We start from the raw sequence: 19,105 nt of genomic DNA, 5'->3' as shown, positions 1-19,105 counted from the left end.
ATCTATTTTGGTTAGTAAAATTATTTTCAAATTAAGACCTCTCATTTTTAAATTGTTTTATAGCATAATTGGCAGCTCGGGCTGTGATTGCCATATAGGTTAGAGAAGGGTTTTGGGAAGCTGACGAAGTCATACAAGCTCCATCTGTAACAAAAACATTCGGCACATTGTGGAGCTGATTATTTCCATTTAGTACTGAAGTTCTAGGGTCTCTCCCCATTCTTGCCGTGCCCATTTCGTGAATTCCATTTCCAGGGAAACATTCTTCCTCATATCCTTTTACATCTTTAAATCCAGAAGCTTTTAACATAGCTACTGCCTGCTCCTTCGCATCTTTCCTCATTTTCTTCTCGTTCTCTTTGTATTCGCAGTCGAAAGTTATTGTGGGCAATCCCCACTCATCTAATTTTTCATAATTCAAGGTCATTTTATTTTCATGATAAGGAAGACATTCACCGAAACAATTAATTCCTATTCGCCATCTACCGGGTTTTACTATTGCTTCTTTTAACTCTTTACCATATGACATTTCACCTATTGCCTGGGTCCAGTCAGTTCTACTGGCTCCCCCCTGCATCCCATAACCACGCACAAAGTCTTTCATAGTTGTTTCCTCATTGATATTCCGAAATCTAGGCACAAAAAAACCAGCAGGTTTTCGTCCCTTATAATAATCTTGCTGATGATTTTCGGAAACACCTGAAGCCCCCACTTTAAAATGATGATCCATTAGATTATGGCCCAATTCCCCACTATCATTCCCCAATCCTGTGGGAAACCTTTCAGATTTTGACTGCATAAGAATTGAGGTTGTAGGTATCGCTCCTGCACAACAAAAGATAATATTTGCCTGAAATTCTATTCTTTTTCCGGTTTCAGCATCGATTACTCTCACCCCAGTTGCTTTGGATTGTTCTTGATCGTAAGCAATTTCATGAACTATCGAATTTGGTCGTAGAGTCATATTTCCAGTTTTCACTGCAGCAGGTAATGTCGAAGAATTACTACTAAAATAAGCACCATAAGGGCAGCCTCTTATACAACGGTTTCTGAACTGACAATTTGATCTACCCTCCCGTCCTTCAGGGTCGGTTAAATTTGCGACTCTTGAATTAATAATTTGTCGATCTGAAAAATTTGCAGCTACCCCATCCCTTAATTCTTCCTCTACACAATTAAGAGGCATTTCAGGCGTAAAAATACTATCGGGTAATTGGGGTAAGCCTTCAGCTTTACCGCTAATTCCTATAAATTTTTCTACTTTTTCATACCAGGGCTTAAGATCGTTATATCTTATAGGCCAATCTACACCATGTCCGTCATTCTTATTTGCCTCAAAATCTAAATCGCTCCAACGGAATGACATCCTGGCCCACATCAGAGATTTACCTCCTACATGATACCCCCTGATCCAGTCGAATCTTTTTTCTTCATTATAGGGATGTTTCAAATCGTTTACAAACCAGTGTTTACTGGCATCATTAATTGTATAACCCGTTCTGGCCTGTTTTTCCTGCTTTTTAAGCTCCTCTCTTGTAACCTGGCCTTTAAATTTATAATCCCAGGGATCATCATTCATCGTTGGATAATCTTTAATATGCTCCACCATTCGTCCTCGATCAAGTACTAAAGTTTTTAGACCTCCCTCACAAAGCTCTTTAGCCGCCCACCCGCCGGTAATTCCTGTACCAATAACGATAGCATCAAATTTTTCAGAATATTTTTTATAGCTATTTTTATTATCCATTTATTATCCATTAATTTTTGATTCTTAAAAACAAGACATTATTTCTTAAACCTTGAACAGACGCTAAATTTTTTAACATTATAGTTATCTCTATAAACTTTTTTTAGCAAATTATTAAGATCTAAATTATACTTTGAGTTCTATTCTGAATAATACTATTTAGTCACTTTATCATACTATTCTGTCATTCTCCAATTTTTTGGTTTAAAATATGATTATTTAATAATTATTTATATTTAGTTTAGAGAATTATATAAATAAAAAACCCATTAATTAAACTTATAGTATAAAATAGAAGCAATGGTACATCGAAGGAATTTTATAAAACAAACCGGTTTGGCACTGGTAGCCTGTTCAATCGCTCCGGGATTTAGTTTTACATCTAAAGAAAAAGAATCATTAGGAATTCAACTTTACTCTTTAAGAGATACAATTTCCCAGAACCCAAAAAAGATTCTAAGAAAATTAGCCAATATTGGGTTTAATGAAATAGAAACTTATGGATACAACGATGGAAAATTTTGGGGATTGAGCGTTGCCGAGCTTAAAGAAGAACTCACAAAAAATAACTTGACATCACCTAGTGGCCATTACGACGGTAATTCCCTTATTAAAGGGGACTTTGAAAATTTCAAAGAAATAATTTCAGTAGCCAGGGAACTCGATCAGAAATACATTATTATTCCAAGTATTGCAGAAAATCTTAGGAAATCCAAATCGGATTATCTCAACATTGCTGAAAAATTTAACGAAGCGGGAGAAATCTGTAAATCAGCAGGAATTACTCTGGCTTACCATAATCATGCCTTTGAATTTAAAAGGATGGATGATTCTACGGGATATGAAATTCTAATAAATAATACTGATAAAAATATGGTTACCTTTGAAATGGATATTTATTGGATCGTTAGAGGAGGGCACGATCCAATATCATTATTTCAAAAATATCCAGGAAGATTTAAATTATGGCATGTAAAAGATATGCATAAAGAAAATCCAGAATTGAATACGGAGATTGGCAATGGGAATATTAATTATAAAGAAATATTTAATAATGCAAAAGTATCTGGTGTTGAGCATTATATTCTTGAACAGGAAAACTTCGAAATGCCTGAATTTAAAAGCCTAAATAAAAGCTATAATCACCTCAGTAATTTACTTTAAATTTTATAAAATTAAATTCGACAAGGGATTTTTCCTTTTAAAGTTTAGTTTGGCAATTAATCCTTTTGAAAAAAGTTTAAACTTTAGCAAACTACAATTTTTATTAGGAATAGGTGAAATGAAGATTCAGTAAAAATCCCTTCCACTGACCCAGGATTTAAAAACGATCAGTTTTAATTTTGCAAATTCATCATATGTATGGTATCTCCACATATGAAGAATCTACCTATTCTCATGATTAAAAGGATGAGAGTTTAAAATCTCTAACAAAGGGTTAAGTTTTCAGCAATTTTTCAGTGAATTAATAAGATGGTATCTCGAAGAAAAGGCTCCATAACCTTTAAATTACCAACAGGATTGGGAACTTTAATATGGGACTAATTAATCATAAATGTTGTACCCAAGTAGAAACAAAAAAGCCTTACATCTCTGTAAGGCTTGATTTTATTGGTGGTCCCACCTGGGCTCGAACCAGGGACCCCTTGATTATGAGTCAAGTGCTCTAACCAGCTGAGCTATAGGACCAATTCAGGTATTTCAACAATACCCGAATTTTAGGAGTGCAATATTATGATATATTTTTAACTCCTGCAAGGTGAAATGCAATTTCTTAATTTCTTGCTCCTTCTCCTTTGGGGAGGGCTGGGGAGGGGCTTTTTTCCTGGCATAATTCTACCAAAACCCCGTGGGAACTTTTAGGATGCATAAAAGCCACCAGCTTATTATCGGCGCCCTCTTTAGGTTCAGTATTTATCAGCTTAAAACCTTCATTCTCGAGTCTGGCAATTTCAGCTTTAATATCATCTACCGCAAAAGCTATATGATGAATTCCTTCGCCGCGCTTGTCAATAAACTTAGCAATAGGACTTTCAGAGTTTGTAGCCGCTAATAATTCAATTTTACTTTCTCCAATTTTAAAGAAAGAAGTGCTAACGCCTTCACTTTTTACTGTTTCGGTTTTATAATGCTTACTGCCAAAAACCGCATTATAAGTGGCATTGGCCGCTTCAATATCCTTCACTGCAATCCCAATATGTTCAATTTTCTTCATTTTTCATTTTTTAAATAGATAAAGCAAGTTAAACTTCTAATTTTATATATTCAAAATGGGTAAACTTCTATAAATTTAAAAAGATAACACAACATCTTTACTACAATAGGTTAGGTAATACTTAGGTTGCTTTTGAATAAGTTCACTTTGGCCTATCGAAAATTTATCGTGAAATTTGAAGTGAAGTTTCCGTAAAATTTTAGGCTGTTTAAGCCAACATAAATTTTCATGTAAACAGCAGCTTAATTGGCGAGTTCTTAAAATTTAGATAAAGATTCGCAAGCCTAGATTTTTTTGGTTCGTTTTTTCATCAAGGGAAAAAATGAACAAGTCAAATATTTAAGAATAGTATAATTCAAAATTAAGACTTGTACGCATAGTTTTTTACATTTAGGAGTATACCAATTTATTATAGTATTTTTGCCTTATGGAAGAGACAAACAGACAAAAGAAAATAGGAGGAGTTTTGCAACGCGATCTAGCCGATATCCTGCAAAAGAACCTTAAAGATGCCGGGAGAACAGGAGTGATTATTTCGGTCTCTAAAGTGAAAGTAACTACAGATCTTTCTATCGCGAAGGCTTATATCAGTATTTTTCCGCAAAAACACGCGCAGGAAGTTATAGAGGAAATAAACCTTGGCAAGTCTAAGATAAAACACGAAATGGCACAGCGCACCAAAAACCAGTTGCGAAAAATGCCGGAAATTAATTACTACCTGGACGATTCTCTGGATTATATAGAAGGTATAGAAAAATCTATTAAAGGCGAAGAAAACCCAATCACTGATCCCGATCTTCTGGAACGCCGGAAAAAATCTTAATTTGAAGTTCCCCTTCTACATCGCCAGGCGCTATCTTTTTAGCAAAAGCAGCAATAATGCCATTAATATTATTACCATTATTGCCGCCATAGGCGTTTTTGCAGGGGCTTTTTCATTATTTATCGTTCTTTCAGGGTTCGCCGGACTAAAGGATTTTAGCCTTTCGTTTTCCAATAAATTTGACCCCGATTTAAAAATTCTCCCGTCAAGCGGAAAAACCTTTCAGTTCCCTGACAACAAAGCCAATCAACTCGCTGAAATTGAAGGAATAGCCAATTTCAGTAAAACCATTGAAGAACGAATTTTTCTAGATTACCGAAATAAAAATCACACGGCTTTTATAAAAGGAGTTGATGACAATTTCCGGCAGGTAACCCAAATAGACAGTGCGGTTTCGGGCTCTTGGTTAACCAATAGTGAGGCCCAGGTGGTTGTGGGAAACAGAATTTCCCGAAAACTGGGACTTAGTATTTTTAATTACCAAAATCTTTTAAATGTAATGGTGCCACGCCCAGGAAAAGGGCAAATTACCGGTTTAAATCCAGGGCAGGCGTTTAACCAGGAAAAAGTGATTGTTAGCGGAATTTATAGTGTAAACGAAGAACTGGACGATAAATATGTATTCTCCAATCTTAATTTTGCCCGAAATCTTTTAGAATTAGATGAAAATACATTTTCTGCCATAGAAATTAAAACAACTCCAAATGCAGATACCGAAGCGGTAACCGCTGAAATAATAAACCTTTTTGGCGACGATATTATCGTAAAAAACAGGGCACAACTCAACGAGACTCTTTATAAAATGCTGAACACCGAAAATCTAGCGGTATATCTTATTTTTACGCTGGTTTTGATAATCGCACTTTTCAATGTTGCCGGTTCTATTATTATGGTGATACTCGATAAACGGGATAACATTAAAACACTATATAACCTTGGCGCTTCAGAAAGTCAGATCAAGCAAATTTTCTTTACCCAGGGAATCCTTATGACGATTATAGGTGGGGCCATTGGTTTATCAGCTGCAGTTTTATTGGTTTACCTACAACTACAATTTGACCTTGTTATGATCACTCCCAGCCTGCCCTATCCCGTAGCCATTACTTTTGAAAACATTCTAATCGTGATATTTACCATAGGAATTCTAGGGCTTATCGCTTCATTTATAGCGGCGGGTAGTAGTAGAAAAGCTTTAAAAGCGGTTTAGATTAAGCTTAGTGTTTCTGCCACGAATTCACGAATATTTTTCCAAAAAGCTCCCCTACTTTTTGAGGAGGGGAATGAATTCAGCGTAGCTGAAGAAAGGGGTGGTTGTACACCAACAAATAAGAACACAAAAATTCTGCAACATGGAACCCCTCCGGCCCACGGCCACCTCCCCTTGAAAATAAGGGGAGGAGCTTTTCATATTTTTCAAATGAATATTCGTGAATTCGTGGCTTAAATTGATTAAGCAAACTGGAAATCTGAAAAATCCCTTTCTACCTCATCAAAGGCGGCAAAGACATCTGCAGCATCGTCGCTGGTTACCATTTTCATGCGGTGTTCTTTGAAGTGGGGGATTCCTTTGAAATAATTGGTATAATGGCGGCGGGTTTCAAAAACACCCAGCTTCTCCCCTTTCCAGTCGATAGCCATTTGTAGGTGACGCCTTGCAGCATCCAGGCGTTCCAGCATATTTGGAGGCGGTAAATGTTCTCCGGTTTCAAAGAAGTGCTTTACTTCTCTAAAAAACCAGGGATATCCAATACTGGCGCGACCAATCATTGCACCATCGAGTCCGAATTTATCTCGCATCTCTACCGCTCTCTCGGGCGTATCAACATCGCCGTTTCCAAAAACCGGAATATGCATTCGTGAATTATTCTTTACCTCGGCAATTGGTGCCCAATTCGCTTCGCCCTTATACATTTGAACACGAGTTCTCCCGTGAATAGAAATGGCCTTGCAGCCCACATCCTGAAGTCTTTCTGCAACTTCAACGATTTTAATAGAATCGTTATCCCAACCCAAACGGGTTTTTACTGTAACGGGTAAATTGGTATGTTTTACCATGGCTTCGGTAAGGGAAACCATAAGATCTATATCTTTTAAAATACCGGCACCGGCACCTTTGGAAACCACTTTTTTCACCGGGCAACCAAAATTAATATCAATAATATCGGGGCCAGATTTCTCTACAATTTCTACCGATTGTAGCATAGATTCCAGGTTGGCTCCAAAGATTTGGATGCCTACCGGGCGTTCTTTTTCGTAAATATCAAGTTTCATGGTACTTTTCGCTGCATCGCGAATAAGCCCTTCTGAAGATATAAATTCGGTATATACCACATCGGCGCCCTGCTCCTTGCAAAGCGCACGGAATGGCGGGTCACTCACATCTTCCATCGGTGCCAACAGCAACGGGAAGTCTCCTACATCTATATTTCCTATTTTAGCCACTTCGGTTTATTTTGGAGTGCAAAAGTACAAAAAGCCCCCTAACCCCCAAAGGGGGAATTTAAGTCGGCTCTTCTATAAATCCTCATCCTGTTCCGAAGCTTCGGGATATTTCAGGATCTAACAAGATATAATTGTAGTATAGGCTTAAGAGCTGAAACAAGTTCAGTTTGACGGAATAAAGGATATCCGGCCTTTTATAACCTATTCCTTTCAACGGCGTCTATGCTGCGTTGGTTGTCTTCCAGTCTAAAGTTTCCGAAGTTATATTTAAATCCAACCCGCACATAGCGCATTTCTTCTTGCGCGAAATAGGAATTATCCTGGTTTAGATATTGCGAAGTTAACCTGGTATTGGTATTATTAAAAATATCGTTGATATTCAGGCTTAATTCTGCGCGATTATTCCATAAAGTTTTTCTTACTCCAAGGCTTAAAGTTGAAAACGGGTCAAAATTATAAGAACCGGTAATATAATCTGAAACGTAGGTAAAGCTTAAATTTCCTGAAAAAGTTCCGTCTTTTGACAGCGTAAATGAATTATACAACTGTCCAAAAACAGCATCAATTTCGTTGGTAACTTCTGCATTATTGCTTTCTACCGCTAAAAATGTATTCTCTTCGTGAAAAAGGGAAGCATATAATTGTGCATACCACCAGCCGGTAATTGATCTGCCGTGCAAAATGTCGAGTCCGTAGCTTTTACTTTCCAATAAATTGGCCTGCAACCTTCTAATGGTTAAGTTCTGATTGTCCTGAAAAGCTAAACTTGCAGGTGATCTTCCATTATCACGATAATACACATCGAAAAAATACTGCCCTAAAAGCGTATAATTCAGATTAATATTATTGCTAATTGCCGCACGTAAATTCGGGTTTCCGGCGTTAAAATCGTTTTCATTTAAAAAATATCTAAACGGGTTTAAACTTTCATAACGTGGGCGTTCAATTCTTCGGCTATAATCCAGCGTAAAACTATGATTATCTGAAGCTCGATATTGCAAATATGCCGTTGGGAACAATTCAAAATATTCCTGACGGTTTCGCTGATTTGTTGATAAAGACACTCCCAAAAGATCGGTATACTCTCCTCTTAAACCAACTTGCGCACTCCATTTTTCCCAATCCCTGGAGGTATTAATATAAACCGCAGAAACTGTTTCGTCATAATAAAAATCGTCTGAAAGATTATCATACAAATCGTCCAGGCTTTCTGCATTAGAAAAGTTGATCCCACTGTTAGAATTTATATTTGAAACCTTTGCCCCGGCATCGAAACTCATTTCGCCTAACGAACTATTAAAATCCAGTTGACCGGTAAAAATCTCTATATTTTGTCCCGAGGAAGTATTGAAATTGATATTTTGAACATTCTCACCGGCTGAATCAAAATAATTAGTGGCGACCTTTTGGTCACGCTCCTGGTTAAACCTGGTATAATGTGCCGCTGCCGAAAAACTACCTCCATTTTCAAGTTTATGGGTATAAGTTAGATCTAAGCCAATGTTATGTTCATCGGTACCAACCTCACTATCGGTCATAAAGTTTGAAAAAGCCGTATTTCCCTGTGTAGTAATATCGGTTCGCACCGAATTATCAAAAGTCTTGTCGGGTGAGAAAAAGAGGTTCGAAGAAAAACTTAGTTTATTTTTTTCATCGAAATCATAATCCAAAATCACATTCGCATTATGTGCCTGCGAGCGCGTAACTCTTTCAAAATCGCTTTCCCATCTTTGACCAAATTCTTCATTTGGACTAAAATTTATATAACTATCGTCTCGTTTTATCTCTTTCCGCGGACTAAAAGTATAATTCGCAAAAACGTTAAGCTTATCGCCTTTCCAATAGTGACTGGTTCCAAATTGGTATTTTGGAACAATTCCCTGCGTGTAAGCACCTTCTAAACTTCCCTTATAACCGGGTGAAATGGCAGATGTGGTATTGATATTTAGAATAGCACCACCTTCAGCTTCGTAACGTGCCGGCGGATTGGTAATCACTTCAATAGACTTTATATTTTCTGCCGAGTAACTTTGTAAAAGGGTTTGTAATTCATCTGCAGTAAGTTGCACTTTTCTGTCATTAATATAAACCGTAACTGAAGAATTTCTAACCTGTAATTGGCCTTGCGCTATAATCACCCCCGGGGTTTGTCTTAAAATATCCCAGCTGCTTCCACTGGAAAGCGTAGAATTTTCAACATCAAAAGTAATGCGGTCTATGCTTCGGGTAATTTTTGGTTTACGGGCGTTAATGGTTACTTCCTCTAAATTTGAAGCGCCCTCTTTTAAGGTAATCTTTCTTATTTTTTTATCTGAATTGACCGAAATTTGCTGAAGATATTCTTCATAGCCTACAAAACTTACTTTTAACAAATAATCGTTTGATGCAATTTCCTCAAACAAAAACTCACCATTATCTTCTGAAATAGTTCCCTTATATACCGATGTAGAATCTTCGGCATTTAATAATATAACATTTGCAAAAGCAATAGGCTCATTGGTTTCGGTAACCAATTTACCCTGTATAGTGTGCTGGGCAATTAGAGAATTTGTAAATAAAAAAAGTAGGGTAACTGGAAGTGGGAAAAAAGTTTTGGTCATATATATTGAATGGTCTTTAAGGAAAAATCAAACAAATATATACTTTCTTAAATAAAATGTAAAAGTTTTAAAGAATCTATTCGCTAATTCAGAATTATTCTCAATGGCAGCAATAAGACTGGGAGATTTATTCTATCGCATCATACAAAACCTGCTGAATATTGGTTCTGGTATTTAATTGGTAAAGCCTTGTGTTTTCCCGTGAAGGCAAAACCCTGTTTGAAAGAAAAAGATAGAGTAAATCTTCTTCGGGATCTACCCAGGCGTAAATTCCGGTAAATCCGGTGTGTCCAAAACTGGCTTTGCTGGCATCTTTTGCAGTGTTGCTACTTTCTCCCTTGTATTCTAAATATGGCTTGTCAAAACCTACCCCACGGTGATTATCATTTTCTGGAAATTGTGCCGTACTCCATTCTTTTAAAGTTTCTTCTTCAATATAGCGCTCTCCGGCATATTCGCCCATGTTCAGGTACATTTGCATCAGTTTTGCCAGGTCGTTGGCATTAGAAAATAGCCCGGCATTAGCCGAAACTCCACCCATCATAATCGCACCTTCATCGTGTACCATCCCATGAATGGTTTTTTTTCTGAATAAATAATCGTGTTCTGTAGGTACAATTCTACTTTTTTCAAAGCGTTCCAGCGGATTATAACCTAGAGTTGTAGCGCCAAGTTTATCGTAAAAATTTTCATTGATATATTTTCTGAAATCTTCTCCACTAATTTCTTCAACTATAGAAGGAAGCAGGTAAAAAGTTAAACCCGAATATTTATATTTTGCCTCGTCTTCCAGCTCAGATTTCTTGATGGCTTTAAACATCTTCTTTTGGTAATTACGATGTAGCCAAAGATCTTCACTCACTTTAATAGGAAACCTGGCAGAAGAATCTTTCTTAAAAGTATACCATTTAAAGCTTCCATTTTTGCGCAAGGTGTTTTTCCAATAAGGAATCCAGGGTTTAAACCTGGCCTGGTGCGTTAGAATTTGCCGAAAAGGAACGCCCGCTTTATTCGAGTTTTTGAAGTACGGCAAGTAGTCATCTATCCCGGCCTCTAAATCAAATTTTCCCTCGTCCTGTAATTTCATTAAAGCCGGTAAAGCCGAAGAAATTTTTGTTACCGAAGCCAGATCGTACAAATCGGTTTTCTTAACTTTTATGGTATCGCTGTATTCGTGGTAACCGTAAGCTTTGTGTAAAACGATTTTCCCATCTTTAGCGACTAGAATTTGCCCTCCCGGCGTCGCTTTTTTTTTAATAGCTTCCTGCATTAAGGAATCTACACCGCCAAAAAGTTTTTCAGAATTCATCCCTGCATCTTCGGGCAGGGTATATTTAAATCTTATTTTTCCTTTAACATCCATCCCGTCTCCCGACTTGAATTTCTCACCAATACTCACCGGAAGTCTTCCGTTTGCTCCTACTCCACCAAAAATAAGTTGGGCTGCGAGGTCTTGTGTGGTTTTGGTATCCTGATAAGTTAAAATTAAACCGGCTGCATTTTCAATTTTATCCAGTTTATTTATGGAATATGGATTTTTAAAATAGCTGAAAATTGTAAGTTCTTTTGCGGCAAGTTCTGCAATGAAATCCTGTACAGGTTTCGAAAATTTCATGGTGTTTCTAGGAAAACGGCTATCGTCGTGAATTCCACCAATTACAAGGTTATATTCTGAAAGTTTTTCTTTGATTTTTTCGATTTCCGAAGCTTTTGCATCAGCTTTTAACTGAAAGTTTTTTACTTCGGTATATAAATTCAGCGTTTTCTGAAATTCGGTTTGTTTGGAAGCTCCAAAAGAGACTGAAGCTATCTTTAAAGTATCAAGCTTTCTTAAAGGCAGTATACTTTTTTCGTTTTTCAATACGGTGAGTGAAGCTTCAACCAGTTTTCTGTTAAGAAAGTTAGCTTCCGCTGTATTGATCTCTTTCAGGATATTTTTAGGACTTTGCGCTTTAAATTCATTCAAACCAACCCATTGTTTTACCGCCAGAATTTTTCTTACCCGTTCATCTAACTGTTTTTGAGAAATTAATCCTTGCTTAATGGCTTTATTTACTTCCTCAATAGCTTTTGGAACATCTTCTGTAAACTCTAAGAGATCGTTACCCGCTAAAATAGCGTCTTTATCTACAATCCCGGGTTCGTTTCCCTTGGTTACGCCTTTCATATTCATCGCATCGGTCACGATTAAACCTTCAAAACCTAAACTATCTTTTAAAATTCCGGTGATGATAGATTTTGATAAGGTAGAAGGAACCCCGGTAGAATCCAGTGCCGGAATATTTAAATGCGCCACCATTACGCCGCCAATCCCGGCGTCTATCAATTCTTTAAAAGGGTACATTTCTAAGGAATCCAATCTTTCAAAAGGATGATTTATCTGCGGAAGCGCATAATGGGAATCGGTATCGGTATCTCCGTGGCCGGGAAAATGTTTAGCTGTGGTTAGCAGATTCGCATCCTGCATCCCACGCATATAAGCGATTCCTTTTGCGGAAACATTTTCTTTATTTTCCCCAAAAGAGCGGTAATTAATCACCGGGTTATTCGGATTGTTATTTACATCTACTACTGGGGCAAAATTAAGATGAAGCCCCGTACGCTTTATTTGGCGGGCCACTTCCTGCCCTAAATCGTACACTAAACTATCGTCACGAATTGCACCGAGGGCCATTTGATAAGGATAACTAATGGTATTGTCCAGTCGCATTCCAAGTCCCCATTCGGCGTCAATCGCTCCCAATAATGGAACTTCGGAAGCTAACTGGTAATCGTTCATCAACTTTAATTGAGTTTCAGGATCACCCTGGAAAAATATTAATCCGCCAATTTTTTGTTCGTTAATCAGTTTTAGAATTTCTTCTTTATGAGCATTATCCCGGTTAGAATAAGCCGCCACCATAATAAGTTGCGCAATTCGCTCTTTTGGAGTAAGCTCTTGCATTATAGAGTCAACCCATTTGCTGTTGGTATATTGAAGAAATTCCGGAGATTTCTTAACCTTTTCCTGGGCCTGAAGTGTAAGCCCGAAAAAGGCCATTAAAAAAATGAATAAGCGTGATATTTTATTTCTCATTATTCAGCAATTGAATTTATACTTTAATATAGATACGTTTTTTATGTAACCAGTAACCCAACAACCACATAAGCAGCATATAAGAAATGGCAAACAGCAGCGAGGCGTTATAATTGTTTAGCCAGCTAAGATATAAGTTTTCATAAAGCCAGGGTTTGAGTGCCTGCCCATTAACATAAATAATATTCATAAGCATTACTACCAGGCCAGACATTACAAAAACAAACAAAGGATTTTTTCCAAAAGCCTCGAAGAAAGTCGTCCATTTCTTAAAATTGAAAATTTCAATGATCAAAATTAAGGCCGAAAGTATTAAAAGCGTCCACCCCGTACTGTAAATTACGTAAGAGCTGCTCCAAATAGGTTTATTTATAGGAAACCAAATATCCCAAATTTGCGCTATAATCAATAGCACGACTCCGTAAACACTTAACTTGATTACCGTAGAAATATTATTTCCTGATCTTTGAATAAAAACGCCAGCCACATAGCCAGCAATTACATTCACAATTGCGGGAAGCGTACTTAATAAACCTTCAGGATCAAACGAGAGGCCATAACCTTTATAAAGATTGGCATCGTTAAATATTAATCGGTCAAACTTCAGCGCAGCATTATGCTCTAAAGAAAGCGGATTAGGCTGATCGCCAAAAAACCACATAACAGCCCAATAGCCAAGTAAAATTAGGCTTCCAAAAATGATAGATTTTTTCAGTTTTAAATAATGAAGAATTAGCGAGCCAAAAAGATAGCAAAGAGCAATGCGCTGCAAAACTCCCATAATTCGCATATTCGCCAAATTCTTAAAAACCAGTTCGCCTTCCTGTCTAAATACAAACGGAAATGCGTTTAAAAATAACCCGATAAGAAAAATAAGTGCCGCCCTTTTAAAGACCTTTCTTAAAAATACGCTTTCAGAAATGCTTTCATATTTACGTAGGCTAAAGCTCATCGCGTTGCCAATTACAAATAAGAAAGAAGGAAAAACCCAATCGGTTGGGGTAAATCCATCCCAGGGAGCGTGTTTAAACGGCGCATAAATATGTGACCAGCTCCCTGGCGTATTTACCAGTATCATTAGCGCTACGGTAAGTCCGCGCAATACATCTAAAGCTAAATAACGCTGGTTTTTTCCGGTTTTTGCTTCCTTAAATAGTTTATTGACTTCAGTCATTCTTCTTTATGGTACTCCTAAAAGCTGAGGTTTAGATTTAAAAATTCAAGTTTATAATACCCTATAAAAGTATAAATTTCGATTAAATAATCAATCTTTTATAAAAAAATCGAAAAAGTATTTTTAAAAATAATTTTTTTATATACTTTTAAATTCAAAATAAATTCATTTTTTTAAAAGCTTAAAACAAACTATTAATGCTTTTATTTTAAAATATGACAACTCAAACTATGCCAACAGATCTACATGACTTTTTTATAGATGAAAAGAAACTATCTAATATTAATAATGTAGAGCGAAAGAAATTCCTTCAGAAATTAAAGATTATAAAACATCTATTTCTGAATGGTGAAACCTCAAACGCCGAAGTTTGCCAGCGCTTTAATGTAAGCCTACCTACTTCCATGTCTCTGCTCAATCAACTTATTGAGGAAGGCATAGTGATAAAAAAAGGTAGGGGGAAATCTGAAGGTGGCCGTAAACCAGACCTTTACGGACTTGTAGAGAATTCGTTTTTTGTGGTGAGTATTCATATAGAACGGTTTAGAATTAAGTTGGCAGTAATTGATAATAACCATACCATTCTACACGAACAATCCTGGCCCGCAGAGATTTCTACAGATTCTAATATTGTAGATCTCTTATTTGAGTGGACCCAGAAATTATTAAAAGAAGCTAAAGTGAAACTGGACCAGGTAATGGGTGTTGGTATAAGCATGCCTGGACTGGTTTCGGCTGAAGCGGGCAAAAACTTCACCTATTATCTAAGCGAACAGGAGCCCGAATCACTTAAAAATAAATTTGAGAAAAAGTTTAAAAAGCCGGTGGCTATTTTAAACGATGCAAAAAGTGCGTGTTTAGCTGAATTTCGATTTGGTACAGCCAAAAACAAGAGTAATGTTCTGGTAATTTCTATGGACTGGGGTATTGGCCTGGGAATTATTATGGGCGGCAGGATGCACAGCGGCGAATCGGGTTTTGCAGGCGAATTTGGACATATCCCAATGACAGAAGATGGGCTGCTTTGCCACTGCGGGAAACGCGGTTGTTTGGAAACAGAAGCATCGGGACTTGCCCTTGTTAGAAAAACCAAAGAAGGTTTAAAAGCGGGACAAACTTCGGTATTAAATAAACTTAAGAAGGAAGAGTTAGAAAAACTGGAGCCAGAAACTATTATTAATGCCGCAAACCGTGGCGACCAGTTTGCGATAAATGTACTTTCTGAAATAGGAATAAACCTTGGAAAAGGTATCGCAATCCTCATTCAAATCTTTAATCCCGAATTAGTGATTTTAGAAGGAAAAATAGCCGAAGCTAAACAGTTTATCACCACTCCAATTCAACAATCAATGAACACTTACTGTATGATGCAGCTTAAGGAACGCACCAAAATAGAACTTTCTACCCTGGGTGCAAATTCCAGTTTATATGGCGGTACCATAGCAGTAATGGACGATATTTTTAAAGACCAGGTTAGCCTGGTGAAATCCCAAATTAGTTAAAAAATTATGGCCAGATTAAATCTTTTAGAAGAAACACGTTTTGAAAAACTACCGGTAAAAGTTTATGAAGATGAACATATTGCCTCAAAAAAGGTAGCTAAACGAATTGCAGATCTTATTAGACGTAAACAAGACAAGCATGAAAATGCCGTGTTGGGCCTGGCTACAGGCGCCACCCCGGTAGAAGTTTACGAAGAGCTAATTAGAATGCATAAAGAAGAAAAACTTAGCTTTAAAAACGTGATTACTTTTAACTTGGACGAATATTACCCCATGCAGCCTGATGCTAAACAGAGCTACGTGAAGTTTATGGACGAAAACCTTTTTAACCATATAGATATAAAAAGGGAGAATATTCATATTCCAGATGGAACCCTGGCCAAAGAAGATATTACCGATTATTGTCTCGCCTATGAAAATCAAATAGGTGCTGTTGGCGGTTTAGACCTTCAATTATTGGGAATTGGTAGAACCGGTCACATTGGTTTTAACGAACCGGGTTCAGCACCAAATTCAGGAACGCGTTTAGTAACATTAGACGATCTTACCCGAAGGGATGCTTCGCGAGATTTTGGCGGAAAAGAAAATGTACCTACCAAAGCCATTACTATGGGAATTGGTACTATTTTTAAAGCAAAAGAGATTATTTTAATGGCCTGGAGCAAGAAAAAAGCTCCAATTATTAAAAAAGCGGTTGAAGGAGAAATGTCTGGAAATGTCCCAGCAACTTACCTTCAGCTTTCAGATAATGTAGAATTTATTTTAGATGAAGATGCGGCTTCAGAGTTAACAAGATTTAATACGCCGTGGTTAGTAAAAGACTGTTCCTGGAATAAAGCGCTTATTAAAAAAGCGGTAATCTGGCTTTCTTCCGAAGTAAAAAAACCAATCCTAAAACTTACTGACGAAGATTACAATAATAACGGAATGGCGCAACTTGCCACCGAGCAAGGCCCCGCCTACGATATTAATATAGATGTATTTAACCAGTTACAGCACAGTATAACCGGTTGGCCAGGAGGAAAACCAAATGCTGATGATACCCAGCGCCCGGAACGTAAAAGCCCTGCAAAGAAACGTTCTATTATTTTCTCCCCACACCCAGATGATGATGTGATTTCTATGGGCGGAACTTTTATTAGGCTGGTAGACCAGGGCCACGATGTTCACGTAGCTTACCAAACTTCAGGGAACACCGCTGTTTGGGATACCGATGTGTTACGTTACGTAGAGTTTGCCATAGATTTTAAGAAAAGTACCGGGGAAGATACCGAAAAGCTGGAGGCTACTTACGAGAAAATGCGTGACTTTATCGATAAGAAAGAGCCTAACGAGATAGATTTAGATGAAATAAGAGATGTAAAAGCTTTTATTAGAAAATCTGAAGCGATTGCAGGTGCCCGTTATGCCGGCTTAAAAGATAAAAATATTCATTTTATGGCCCTGCCTTTCTATGAAACCGGGAAAAAAGTAAAAAATCCAGTAACCAATAAGGATGTTGAACTTACCATGGAATTATTGAAAGAGGTAAAACCTCATCAAATATTTGCCGCCGGCGATTTTGCCGATCCTCACGGGACTCATATTGTATGTTTTAGGATTATCCTGGAAGCTATGAAAAGGCTTAGAAAAACTGAATCCTGGACCAAAGACTGCTGGTTATGGATGTATCGTGGCGCCTGGCAGGAATTTGAAGTGCACGAAATTGAAATGGCCGTACCGCTTTCTCCCAAAGAAGTACAACGCAAAAGAGACGCTATTTTCCAACACCAGTCGCAAAAAGACAGGCCGGTATTCCCTGGCGATGATGAACGGGAATTCTGGGTACGAGCAGAAGAGAGAAATCGCGAAACAGCCGAAAGTTATGATAAACTGGGATTAGCGAATTACGAAGCAATGGAAGCCTTTGTAAAATGGAAATTCGAATAGATCAATGAAAAAATTAATTCCTGTTTTTTATTTAATAATGGCCTTGGCTATTATTTCCTGCGGAAGTAACCCTTACGCAAAAACCAATCGTTTACATAAAAAACAGGCAAAAGCTTACGGTAAACAATTACAGCAGTTCCCCACCCCCGAAAACCAGAAAGAATCCGCACTCAATTATGGTGACTACTGGGTGGGAACTACTAATTTTAACCTGAGAAAACCTAATTACGTGGTAATTCACCACACCGCTCAGGATTCTCTTGGACAAACATTAACCACTTTTACCCTTCCCAGAACACAGGTAAGTTCGCATTATGTAATTGCCAAAAACGGTGAAATTTTTCATATGCTAAATGATTACTACCGCGCCTGGCACGGTGGAATTGGGAAATGGGGAAATAATACCGATTTAAATTCTTCTTCCCTGGGGATTGAAATTGATAATAATGGGAAAGAAGAATTTACCGATCTTCAAATAAATAGTTTAATTGAATTGCTTAAGGAAATTAAGGAAAAATACAGTATTCCTGATGAAAATTTTATTGGCCATTCCGATATTGCACCCTCAAGAAAAGTAGACCCCAATGCTAATTTCCCCTGGAAACGTTTAGCCGAAGAAGGTTTTGGGTTATGGTATGATGAAGCTGAAGTAGAAAATCTAAAACTGGAAGCCGAATTTTTTAAACCGAATCCATTGGCGATTAACCTCAACAGCCGACTTAATACCCGAATTCCTTTTATAGATAAATTAGTTTTCCCTGAAGTAATTCCCGCCGATTTCAATGTTGAAAATGCTCTTAAAATTATAGGCTTTAATACGTCAGATCTGGAGGCTGCTAAAAGCGCTTTTAAATTGCATTTTATTCAGGAAGATTTAAACCAACCTTTTGGTAAGCACGATCTTAAAGTACTTTACCAGCTGCATAAGAAGTATTTGTAGGCACCTATTTTTCAGAAATAAAACAATTTAAAAATTAAATAAGGCAATTTTATGAGTCATATTGGTAAGTTTATTTTGCTTCTTTTGTTTTTCAGTAGCTTTTCACTTTTTGCACAGCAAATTTCTGAAAATGAATTAGCTATTATTCAAAGAAAAGATTGGAATGCCCAAAAACCGGTTATGAAAATGAAGTCGCATAAACCGGAATTTATTACCATTCACCATACAGGGATGCCTCAAAAACCGGAACTTTCTATAGAAAAGAAACTGCAGGCATTGCAAAATTTCTCCCAAAAAGATTCCCCAATGGCCGATGGTAGTATAAAAAAAGCCTGGGCAGATGTTCCTTATCATTTTTATATTGCAACCAATGGTAAAATTGCTGAAGGAAGGGAGATAAAATTCCAGGGCGATTCTAATACTGACTACAACCTTGAAGGGCACGTACTAATTGTAGTAGAAGGGGATTTTAATAAAGAAAAAGTGCTACCTCAACAATGGGAAAGTTTAAAAGAACTTATCTTTTATATTTCCAGCGAATACGAAATTTCCCATAACACAATTAGCGGCCATAAAGACCAGGCCGAGACCAGTTGTCCCGGAAACAACCTATATCAAAAATTGTCTCAATTAAGATAACCTCCTAAAATTTATTGT

At 37.3% G+C, this 19,105-nt stretch carries 13 protein-coding genes and 1 tRNA gene; 7 read left to right on the top strand and 7 right to left on the bottom strand.

Features of this window, described 5'->3' with window-relative positions; translation table 11 throughout:
* Positions 1-31: 31 nt before the first annotated feature.
* On the bottom strand, positions 32-1,747 hold the full coding sequence (locus AO058_RS04350; RefSeq protein WP_075325409.1) for a GMC oxidoreductase: 1,716 nt from the start codon (positions 1,745-1,747) through the stop codon (positions 32-34).
* Positions 1,748-2,083: 336 nt separating this feature from the next.
* On the opposite strand from AO058_RS04350, the gene AO058_RS04345 reads away from it, so the two are divergent.
* The gene (locus tag AO058_RS04345) at positions 2,084-2,911 is read left to right on the top strand and encodes a sugar phosphate isomerase/epimerase family protein (RefSeq protein WP_198036135.1); all 828 of its coding nucleotides are present in this window, start codon (positions 2,084-2,086) and stop codon (positions 2,909-2,911) included.
* Positions 2,912-3,359: 448 nt separating this feature from the next.
* On the opposite strand, the gene AO058_RS04340 is transcribed toward AO058_RS04345, so the two are convergent.
* Positions 3,360-3,436, bottom strand: a tRNA-Ile gene (locus tag AO058_RS04340).
* An 85-nt stretch (positions 3,437-3,521) separates the two neighbouring features.
* The gene (mce, locus tag AO058_RS04335; RefSeq protein ID WP_075325407.1) at positions 3,522-3,962 is read right to left on the bottom strand and encodes a methylmalonyl-CoA epimerase; all 441 of its coding nucleotides are present in this window, start codon (positions 3,960-3,962) and stop codon (positions 3,522-3,524) included.
* A 427-nt stretch (positions 3,963-4,389) separates the two neighbouring features.
* Between mce and rbfA the strand changes: the two genes are divergently transcribed.
* The gene (gene rbfA / locus AO058_RS04330) at positions 4,390-4,785 is read left to right on the top strand and encodes a 30S ribosome-binding factor RbfA (protein ID WP_037318333.1); all 396 of its coding nucleotides are present in this window, start codon (positions 4,390-4,392) and stop codon (positions 4,783-4,785) included.
* 1 nt (position 4,786) lies between these two features.
* Entirely contained in the window at positions 4,787-5,992 is a 1,206-nt protein-coding gene (locus AO058_RS04325; protein ID WP_075325406.1) for an ABC transporter permease, read from the top strand.
* 242 nt (positions 5,993-6,234) lie between these two features.
* On the opposite strand, the gene dusB is transcribed toward AO058_RS04325, so the two are convergent.
* The 4 genes from dusB to AO058_RS04305 all read right to left on the bottom strand — a co-directional run bounded on the left by dusB (position 6,235) and on the right by AO058_RS04305 (position 14,077).
* Positions 6,235-7,227, bottom strand: a complete 993-nt coding sequence (gene dusB, locus AO058_RS04320) for a tRNA dihydrouridine synthase DusB (protein ID WP_075325405.1) — start codon at positions 7,225-7,227, stop codon at positions 6,235-6,237.
* Between the two features lie 194 nt (positions 7,228-7,421).
* On the bottom strand, positions 7,422-9,827 hold the full coding sequence (locus AO058_RS04315) for an outer membrane beta-barrel family protein (protein ID WP_075325404.1): 2,406 nt from the start codon (positions 9,825-9,827) through the stop codon (positions 7,422-7,424).
* A gap of 127 nt (positions 9,828-9,954) precedes the next feature.
* Complete coding sequence (locus tag AO058_RS04310) at positions 9,955-12,903, bottom strand: glycoside hydrolase family 3 N-terminal domain-containing protein (protein WP_075325403.1); 2,949 nt, start codon at positions 12,901-12,903, stop codon at positions 9,955-9,957.
* A gap of 16 nt (positions 12,904-12,919) precedes the next feature.
* Positions 12,920-14,077, bottom strand: a complete 1,158-nt coding sequence (locus AO058_RS04305; RefSeq protein WP_075325402.1) for an acyltransferase family protein — start codon at positions 14,075-14,077, stop codon at positions 12,920-12,922.
* A gap of 215 nt (positions 14,078-14,292) precedes the next feature.
* Between AO058_RS04305 and AO058_RS04300 the strand changes: the two genes are divergently transcribed.
* The 4 genes from AO058_RS04300 to AO058_RS04285 are packed head-to-tail and all read left to right on the top strand — an operon-like array spanning position 14,293 to position 19,087.
* Positions 14,293-15,579 (top strand): ROK family transcriptional regulator, encoded by a 1,287-nt coding sequence (locus AO058_RS04300; RefSeq protein WP_232228889.1) that lies wholly within the window; start codon positions 14,293-14,295, stop codon positions 15,577-15,579.
* 6 nt (positions 15,580-15,585) lie between these two features.
* A complete protein-coding gene (nagB, locus tag AO058_RS04295; RefSeq protein WP_075325400.1) occupies positions 15,586-17,508 on the top strand; it encodes a glucosamine-6-phosphate deaminase in 1,923 nt (640 codons plus the stop codon).
* Between the two features lie 4 nt (positions 17,509-17,512).
* Complete coding sequence (locus AO058_RS04290) at positions 17,513-18,448, top strand: N-acetylmuramoyl-L-alanine amidase (RefSeq protein WP_075325399.1); 936 nt, start codon at positions 17,513-17,515, stop codon at positions 18,446-18,448.
* Positions 18,449-18,499: 51 nt separating this feature from the next.
* Positions 18,500-19,087: a peptidoglycan recognition protein family protein gene (locus AO058_RS04285; protein ID WP_083634130.1), complete on the top strand. Its 588-nt coding sequence runs from the start codon at positions 18,500-18,502 to the stop codon at positions 19,085-19,087.
* The last annotated feature ends 18 nt before the right edge of the window (positions 19,088-19,105 follow it).

This window comes from Salegentibacter sp. T436, assembly GCF_001932675.1.
In the GTDB taxonomy this organism is placed as follows: domain Bacteria; phylum Bacteroidota; class Bacteroidia; order Flavobacteriales; family Flavobacteriaceae; genus Salegentibacter; species Salegentibacter agarivorans.
Note: the sequence above shows the minus strand (reverse complement) of the source record. Positions and strands in the feature narration are given on the sequence as shown.